Source organism: Phocaeicola faecium, assembly GCF_014837055.1.
In the GTDB taxonomy this organism is placed as follows: Bacteria; Bacteroidota; Bacteroidia; order Bacteroidales; family Bacteroidaceae; genus Phocaeicola; species Phocaeicola gallinarum.
In genome coordinates, this window is record NZ_JACSPQ010000016.1 from 1 (window position 1) to 1,216 (window position 1,216).

At 60.2% G+C, this 1,216-nt stretch carries 2 protein-coding genes; both read right to left on the reverse strand.

Translation table 11 applies throughout. The features are described 5' to 3' along the window. On the reverse strand, positions 1-171 hold a 171-nt coding region (locus H9626_RS15590; protein ID WP_497801153.1), incomplete at its 3' end, for a hypothetical protein. Between the two features lie 425 nt (positions 172-596). Further along, positions 597-1,216: DUF1846 domain-containing protein (locus H9626_RS15595; RefSeq protein WP_191710516.1), on the reverse strand; the 620-nt coding region annotated here is incomplete at its 5' end.

Genomic DNA, 1,216 nt, shown 5'->3' on the forward strand with positions numbered 1-1,216 from the left:
TGCGGAAAGCTGCAGGGTGCCGTCGATGGCTTCGAGACGGATACCCGCCAGAATCGGGTTGGCGGGACGGGCGTCAATGACGCGTGTGGTCCAGGCCACGGCATCGGCCAGAGCTGCGGAATCGATTTCGACTTTCTTGCTGTCTTCGTTTCGTTCTGGTGCTGAGTTCATTCTAGCTGTTGCCGTGATGAACGGAACGGGAGTCTGCGGGCGGACGTTATGGTTGCGGCGATTACCTGTACACGGGGAATAGTCAACACCATAAGCACGGTGGATATGTGGATAACAATCTGGATCGTATGCGGGAGAACGGTTATCCACAGGTATGTGAATGTGGATAAGTGAAGGACAGTGTGTGGATAAGTCTTGAAGTTATCCACCGGCAACGGGCGGTTCCGTGTGTATCCACAGTGTAGGTGGGGTTGCGCACGCATTGTCCACCGCGATTTTGCGTGTCGTCCACCAGTTATCCAGAGGGTTTACCCACATTTGTGAATAAGTATGTGGATAACTTTGTGCAGACGAATATGACAACGCCCTCCCCACGGTGACCGCAGGGAGGGCTTCGTATGCGGTGGCACAGCAGCGCCTGCTGACTACTTGTGGTAGTACGTCGAGCGTTCGAATTTCGGTTCGCAGCACACGTTGATGCCCAAGCGCTTGAGCAGGGCCTCGTCGGAAGCCGAGATGATGACCGAGAAGAACGCGTCGCAGCCGCGCAGCTTCGGCAGACCGGCCAGCACGCGGGCCGCGACCTCGCTGGTGGCGGAGGTGATGGAGAGCGCGATCAGCGTCTCATCAGGGTGCAGACGCGGATTATGGCTGCCGAGCTGCTGGGTTTTGAGCCGGCTGATGGGTTCGATGGCCTCGTTGGAGATGACCTCCAGCTCCATATCCACGCCGGTGACCTGCTTGAGAGCGTTCATCAGCAGGGAGCTGGCGGCCCCCAGACGGTCGGGGGTCTTGCCGGTGACCACCGAGTTGTCCGGAAGGATCATGGCGCCGGCCGGCGTCCCCGTGGCCTCCTCCTTGAGCAGGGCCGCCGAGCGCGCGGGTGAGTAATCCTTGGAGACCCCGGCCTTCTTCATGATGAGTTCGAGCTTGTCCACGTACTCCTGGCCGGTGCCGGTGCGTCTGACCTGCACGGCCGCGGTGAAGTAGCGCCGCACGATCTCCATCCTGGCGGCCTCGGCGCAGGCCTCGTCATCGGTGATGG